The sequence below is a fragment of the Povalibacter sp. genome (assembly GCF_036520495.1).
GTDB lineage: Bacteria > Pseudomonadota > Gammaproteobacteria > Steroidobacterales > Steroidobacteraceae > Steroidobacter.
In genome coordinates this window covers 25,315-32,052 of the sequence record NZ_DATDJO010000042.1, presented here as the reverse complement: position 1 = coordinate 32,052, position 6,738 = coordinate 25,315, and the positions used below count along the sequence as shown (strand labels likewise).

Here is a 6,738-nt window from a genome sequence, read left to right as displayed (position 1 = left end):
CGAAGAAATCGACGCCGTCGTCGCCTCGAGCGTGAAGCCGGAGCAATTCCGGCGAGTGTACGAACCGATGTTCAGGGTGCGAGTCGAGAGCGGCGCGACGGTGAGCCCGCTCTACGACTGGCGCCCGATGAGTACGTACATCCGCCGCCCGCCGTACTGGGAAGGCGCGTTGGCCGGCGCCCGCACGCTCGCGGGGCTGCGCCCGCTCGCGGTGCTCCCGGACAACATCACGACCGATCACCTGTCGCCGTCGAACGCGATTCTCGGCAACAGCGCCGCGGGCGAGTACCTGAAGAAAATGGGACTGCCCGAGGAAGACTACAACTCCTACGCCACGCATCGTGGCGACCACCTGACGGCCCAGCGCGCCACGTTCGCGAATCCGACGCTGATGAATGAAATGGCGGTGGTCGATGGCAACGTGAAGAAGGGATCGCTCGCGCGCATCGAGCCGGAAGGCAAGGTCGTGCGCATGTGGGAAGCGATCGAGACCTACATGGATCGTGGCCAGCCGCTGATCATCATTGCCGGCGCCGACTACGGCCAGGGCTCGTCACGTGACTGGGCGGCGAAAGGGGTACGCCTTGCTGGTGTCGAAGCCATCGTCGCTGAGGGCTTCGAACGCATTCACCGCACCAACCTGATCGGCATGGGCGTCATGCCGCTGGAGTTCCAGGCAGGTCAGAATCGCACGGCGTTCGGCATCGACGGCACCGAAACCTACGACGTCGTCGGCAAGCTCACCCCACGCGCCACCCTGACGCTGGTGATCACGCGCAAGAACGGCGAGAAGGTGGAAGTACCCGTGACCTGCCGGCTCGACACGGCTGAAGAAGTGTCGATCTACGAAGCCGGCGGCGTGCTGCAGCGCTTCGCCCAGGACTTCCTCGCGTCGTCGACCGAGGCAGCCTGAATCCGTTAGATCGAGGAGTAACCGCATAGAACGCAAAGAGCGCATAGAAGGAAGGAATAGTCGCAAAGGCGCGTCTTGTTTTGTGCCCGGGCGCCTTTCCGCAGCCATCCTCCCGGCGTTTTTCCTGCCTTTGCGTTCTATGCGTTCTTTGCGGTTACTCTCATTCTGAAATCCAGAGACAGCAGAACATGGCTCACGTACCGCAGATCAAAGTTCCGGCCACTTACATTCGCGGCGGCACCAGCAAGGGTGTGTTCTTTCGCCTGCAGGATCTTCCTGAGCGCTGTCAGAAGCCGGGCGAAGCACGCGACAAGCTATTGCTGCGCGTCATCGGCAGTCCCGATCCCTATGGCAAGCAGATCGATGGCATGGGCGGCGCGACCTCGAGCACCAGCAAGACGGTGATCCTGTCGAAAAGCAGCAAGCCTGACCACGACGTCGACTATCTCTTCGGCCAGGTATCGATCGACAAGGCGTTCGTCGACTGGAGCGGCAACTGCGGCAACTTGTCTGCCGCCGTCGGATCGTTCGCAATCTCGAGTGGCTTGGTCGATGCCAGTCGTGTGCCGAAGAATGGTGTGGCAACGATTCGCATCTGGCAGGCCAACATCGGCAAGTCGATCATCGCGCACGTGCCGATCACCGACGGCGCCGTGCAGGAGACGGGTGATTTCGAACTCGATGGCGTGACCTTCCCGGCAGCGGAAGTACAGCTCGAATTCATCGACCCGGCCGATGAAGGCGACGGCGAGGGCGGCGGTTCGATGTTCCCCACCGGCAACCTCGTCGATGACCTCGAGATTCCAGGCGTGGGCACGCTGCAGGCGACCATGATCAATGCCGGCATTCCGACGATCTTCGTGAACGCTGCTGCCATCGGCTACCAGGGCACCGAACTGCAGGATGCGATCAATGGCGACGTCAAGGCGCTCGCGATGTTCGAAACCATCCGCGCGCACGGCGCGATCCGCATGGGACTCATCAAGCATATCGAGGAAGCTGCGAAGCGCCAGCACACGCCGAAAGTCGCCTTCGTCGCGCCACCCGCTGATTACGTGTCATCGAGCGGCAAGCAGGTGAACGCCGGCGATATCGACCTGCTGGTGCGCGCACTGTCGATGGGCAAGCTGCATCACGCCATGATGGGCACGGCCGCGGTCGCCATCGGCACGGCAGCAGCAATTCCCGGCACGCTCGTCAGCCTCGCCGCGGGCGGCCGTGCGCATGAAGCCGTTCGCTTCGGCCATCCGTCGGGCACGCTGCGCGTCGGCGCAGAGGCAACACAGGTGAATGGCGACTGGGTCGTGACGAAGGCGATCATGAGCCGCAGCGCGCGCGTGCTGATGGAAGGCTTCGTGCGCGTGCCCGGGGATTCGTTCTGAAATCACGCATCGATGCCAGGCACCAGGTCACGACCGCGCGACCTCAGTAGCTGATCGGCCGGTGTATCCCGTCGCCCCCGCGCAGGCGGGGGTCCACATGCCGGATGGATTCCCGCCTTCGCGGGAATGACAACCAGGAAGCCGTCAGCATCTGGCCAACAGCTACCTGGCCTCGAACGTCTCGTCGAACAACTGCCGCATCGCGGCCCAGGAGCGATCTTCCGCGCTCTTGTTGTAAGCAAACGCCGGCGCGCCCAGCCTGCTGGCAGTAGGCTCGGTGAAGCTGTGCACCGTGTTGCCGTGATGGACGAATTGCCAGTCGATCGCTTCGCGACGCATCTCGGCCATGAACTCCGCGATGGCCTCCGGCTTGACGAGCGGATCCTCGGCGCCGTGATTGATCAGCACCTTCGCTCGGATGCGCCCCGCGTCTTCCGCGAGAGGTGCATTCAGCCCTGCATGAAACGCCGCGATGACGCCCACGGCGGCACCCGTACGCGCCAGCTCGAGACACGTCGTGCCACCAAAACAGAAGCCAATGGCGCCTAGGCGGGCGCGATCCACGTTCGGCTGCGCACTCAACGCATCGAAGGCGGCCGTCGCCATCGCACGCCATGCGGCGCGATCCGCGTACATCGCCTGTATCGCGGAGATGGCGCTGGCCAGATCGGCGTGCAGGAAGCCGTCGCCGTGGATATCGGCCGCCAGCGCCACATACCCGGCCTGCGCCAGGCGATCGGCACGCTCGCGGGCATGCTCACCGAGCCCGAACGCATCCGGAATAACGAGAATGCCGGGGCGTGCACCCTGCTGCTTTTCATCCCAGGCGAGATAGCCGATGTAGTTCTTGTTGCCGTTCGAATACTGCAGCTGCTGCGATGCCATGGCGACCTTTGAAAATAAACTCTACGGAAGACCGCCGTGATCGCGGATGCGCAGCGGTGTAAAAAGCGGCCGCGGAGATTATCAAACCCGACCGGTAATGGGGATCAGGGCGCCCGTGACTGCACTGGCACGATCCGACAGCAGAAAGACGATCAGGTCGGCGACCTGTTCGGGTTTGACCCAGCGATCGAACTGCGCGCCGGGCATGTCCGCACGATTGGCCGCGGTATCGATGATGCTGGGCAGCACTGCATTGACCGTGACGCCACCGTCCTTCAATTCATCGGCGAGCGCTTCGGTGAGCCTGGCGACACCGGCTTTGGCAGCAGCATACGCACCCATGCCGGCGGCGGCCTTGACCGCACCCGCAGCACCAATGTTCACGATGCGCGCGCCAGGCGTCCTGAGCAGCGGCAACGCCGCCTTGCTGGCATTCAGCACCGTGCGCACGTTGACGTTGAACATGAAGTCCCAGGTCGCGGCATCACCGTCGGCAACCATCTCCCAACGGAAGCCGCCCGCAATGTTCACGATGCCATCGAGGCCGCCCAGCTGACTCGCCGCCGATTGGATTGCTGCTGACGCGGCCGCTGCGTTGCCGAGATCGACCGCGCCGATCAGCACATATCCCTGCAGCGCTGCCGGCGCTTTCGTCACCGGGGCGAAATCGACACAGGCCACGCTCGCGCCAGCCGATTTCACCGCGGCGCTCACGACGCTGCCGAGAGCACCGAATGCACCGGTGACGGCGATCCTCTTGCCTGACAGATTCACTGGCGATACTCCGTAACGAAGTGCGCGCTTAGCTGGCAGCGGGCGGTTTGGGCAGCAGCGACTTGAGATCGAACGTCAGATCGGCGGCCTGCTGCTGCGTCACAGGCACACGATTCGCGATCAGCTTGCGGGCCAGCATGTGCTCGGCCGGGCGGTTCAGTGTTTCGACACAGACCAGCTTGTCTTCGCGGAACAGGAAGACCGAGCAGACGCTGCCGCCGGGCTCGCCGCGGAACACTTCTTCGCAACCCGAGGCTGGCAGACCGGCCATCTGCAACCTGAGCGGCCCCTGCGTACTCCAGAACCACGGCAATGCATTGTAGGCAACAGGCCCCTGACCCATGATTCTCGCAGCCACGCAACGCGCCTGATCCGACGCATTCTGGATCGATTCGAGACGCACGCGGCCACCGGGGGCATAAGGATTTGGATGCGCGGCAACATCGCCCACGGCGCTGATGTGCGGATCGCTGGTTTGCAGGAACTCATCGACGACGACGCCGTTCTCCACCACCAGATCACAGGTGGCGGCGAGATCCACATTCGGGATGACGCCGATGCCGATGACGACCAGATCGGCGGGCAGCACCTGGCCATCGACGGTCTCGACGGCAGTCACGCCCCCGGGCCCGCCGAGCAGGTGCATGACCTGGGTGCTGAACTTCAGCTTCACACCGAGTTTTTCATGTTCGCGGGCGAAAATCGCCGACATGGTTTTGGACAGCGCGCGAGCCATCGGCCGATCCGCGACGTCGAGCACGGTCACATCGATGCCCTGCTTTTTCGCCGACGCAGCAAACTCCAGGCCGATAAATCCGGCACCGATGACGACAGCGGTTTTCGCATGCGCCATCTGCGCCTTCAAGGCGCTGGCCTCATCCAGCGTTCGCAGGAAAAACACGTTGGGCAGTTCGGCGCCGGGCACCGGCAGCGGCCGATTTCGCGCGCCAGTGGCGATCACCAGATGCTCGTAGTCGATGATCGAATCGTCCTCCAGAGCGACCTTGCGCCGTGTGCGATCGATCGCCACCGCACGCTTGCCCGTGATCAGGTCGATCTGGCGCTGCGCGTAGTAGGTATCTGGACGCAATGCCAGCTGCGCCTCATCGCACTCGCCCAGCAGGTACACCTTGGACAGCGGCGGCCGCTGATAGGGAGCATGTCGTTCGTCACCGATGACGACGATGCGGCCGTCGTAATGCAGTTCCCGCAGAGACACGGCGACCTGAAAGCCCGCCTGTCCTGCCCCGATGATTGCGACCGTCCTCTGCGTCATGCCCTGCCTCGATTCACCAGATAAATAGGATGTGGCTGCGCACTCGCAGGCGGCGTCCGCAAAGAGATACTACGCAAGCTGAGAATTCGTTCCATACAAGTCAACAGTACTGTTCATCAGCGCGGCGGTGCGGGAATGCACCGCTCGCAGGTTATGCCGTGCGTCGTGCAGGTCTCTTGGCCCGGCGCGCATCGAGCTGCGGTTTTTTTTCCGGCCGCATGGTGCCGTGCAGGCACAGGCGGCGGATTTCGCTCGTGAAGCGATCCGCCATTTGCTGGCGCTCCTTCGCGGTTCGCGCGTGAGCCCGAGCCCAGACCGGCCAGATGAAGGTGCTGGCGAGGATGAGAACAGACAGCACTTCGGCATCGATATTCGACTGGGCGAGTTCGGTGGCGGCGAAGCGCTTGAAGCTGGATTCGTACTGACGCCAGAACGGATCGTTGGCGGGCCGTCGCGAACTCAGCACCCCGAGCAACCACACGCGACCGAGCGCCGGATTCTCCATGGCGAACCCGGCGAGATGCCTGTTCATCGCCTCGACATCGATGCTCTCGACCGGCTGCTCCGGCGCGACTGCCGGATCGCCGAAAATCGCTTTGTACAGCTTTTCACTGACCCAGGTGGCCGTGGCTTCGATGAGCTGTTCGCGCGTCTGGAAATGCTGATAGGCAGTCCCGCGGTTGACGCCTGCACGCTGCGCCACCTGCGCGACGCTCAGTCCTTCCTTGCCATCCTGCGCAAGCACTTCGCGCGCCGCTTCGAGAATGGCCTCGCGCGTTCCTTCCGGATCGCGCTTGCGTCGGACCCGCCGTTCACGAGCACTCGGTGCATCTGCCATGTTGCCGCCTGTGGATCCCACGCTTGCCGTCCAGCGGCCGCACGTAAGACGAACTCACGACGTCGCTGACGTGATGTTTGGATTCAAATGCCGTTGACCGGTCTTCGGTCAACCGTCAGGAGCCAGCGTGACTCGCAGGCCATCCAGATCGTCGGACCATTGCAACTGACAGGACAGCCGCGACGTGGGCTTGCGATGACTGGAGCTGTCCAGAAGCTCATCTTCATCCTCGACCGGCGCCGGAAACCGACCCGCGAACTCGGCGTCGACCCAGACATGACACGTTGCACACGAGCGACTGCCGCCGCACAGCGCCAGCAGGTCAGGTACGCCGTAATCGCGCATCAGCTCCATCACCGAGCGTCCGGGCCTGGCATCGATGGTCAATTCATCGCCCGCGCGGGTCGCCACTATCAACTTGGGCATCGTCGTTCTTTCTCGGGTGTCACGGTTCTCGGCGCACGATGCGTCGCAGTCGCAAGAAGCGACCGGACATCGACGAGCCACTGGGGGAAGGCAGGCACCACCGGACTCGTCTTCACGGTGCAGCTCTGCCCGGATCAGGCTAATCGACACCAGTGTTGACAGTCAATTGGCGATGGTGAAAGGCACTAGTAGGATGAAAGCGGCCCTGCCCCACGGATGAGCCGAGCCGTTTTTATCTGGGCTT

At 63.3% G+C, this 6,738-nt stretch carries 6 protein-coding genes and 1 pseudogene; 2 read left to right on the top strand and 5 right to left on the bottom strand.

Annotation, left to right across the window (positions count from 1 at the left end; genetic code table 11):
- Positions 1–913, top strand: a pseudogene (locus tag VIZ63_RS16500) (Fe/S-dependent 2-methylisocitrate dehydratase AcnD); the annotation flags it as partial.
- A gap of 188 nt (positions 914–1,101) precedes the next feature.
- Complete coding sequence (gene prpF, locus VIZ63_RS16495) at positions 1,102–2,295, top strand: 2-methylaconitate cis-trans isomerase PrpF (RefSeq protein WP_331610776.1); 1,194 nt, start codon at positions 1,102–1,104, stop codon at positions 2,293–2,295.
- 162 nt (positions 2,296–2,457) lie between these two features.
- Here the strand turns inward: prpF and VIZ63_RS16490 are convergent, their stop codons facing one another.
- The 5 genes from VIZ63_RS16490 to VIZ63_RS16470 all read right to left on the bottom strand — a co-directional run bounded on the left by VIZ63_RS16490 (position 2,458) and on the right by VIZ63_RS16470 (position 6,494).
- Entirely contained in the window at positions 2,458–3,180 is a 723-nt protein-coding gene (locus tag VIZ63_RS16490; RefSeq protein WP_331610774.1) for a dienelactone hydrolase family protein, read from the bottom strand.
- An 81-nt stretch (positions 3,181–3,261) separates the two neighbouring features.
- Positions 3,262–3,954 (bottom strand): SDR family oxidoreductase, encoded by a 693-nt coding sequence (locus VIZ63_RS16485; protein WP_331610773.1) that lies wholly within the window; start codon positions 3,952–3,954, stop codon positions 3,262–3,264.
- 28 nt (positions 3,955–3,982) lie between these two features.
- The gene (locus VIZ63_RS16480; protein ID WP_331610771.1) at positions 3,983–5,230 is read right to left on the bottom strand and encodes an NAD(P)/FAD-dependent oxidoreductase; all 1,248 of its coding nucleotides are present in this window, start codon (positions 5,228–5,230) and stop codon (positions 3,983–3,985) included.
- 151 nt (positions 5,231–5,381) lie between these two features.
- Positions 5,382–6,068 (bottom strand): helix-turn-helix domain-containing protein, encoded by a 687-nt coding sequence (locus VIZ63_RS16475; protein WP_331610770.1) that lies wholly within the window; start codon positions 6,066–6,068, stop codon positions 5,382–5,384.
- A 108-nt stretch (positions 6,069–6,176) separates the two neighbouring features.
- A complete protein-coding gene (locus VIZ63_RS16470) occupies positions 6,177–6,494 on the bottom strand; it encodes a 2Fe-2S iron-sulfur cluster-binding protein (RefSeq protein ID WP_331610769.1) in 318 nt (105 codons plus the stop codon).
- Positions 6,495–6,738 lie beyond the last annotated feature (244 nt).

Coding starts and splice junctions, on each gene's coding strand:
- prpF (WP_331610776.1), top strand. CDS start 1,102: ATGGCTCACGTACCGCAGATCAAAGTTCCGGCCACTTACATTCGCGGC.
- VIZ63_RS16490 (WP_331610774.1), bottom strand. CDS start 3,180: ATGGCATCGCAGCAGCTGCAGTATTCGAACGGCAACAAGAACTACATC.
- VIZ63_RS16480 (WP_331610771.1), bottom strand. CDS start 5,230: ATGACGCAGAGGACGGTCGCAATCATCGGGGCAGGACAGGCGGGCTTT.
- VIZ63_RS16475 (WP_331610770.1), bottom strand. CDS start 6,068: ATGGCAGATGCACCGAGTGCTCGTGAACGGCGGGTCCGACGCAAGCGC.
- VIZ63_RS16470 (WP_331610769.1), bottom strand. CDS start 6,494: ATGCCCAAGTTGATAGTGGCGACCCGCGCGGGCGATGAATTGACCATC.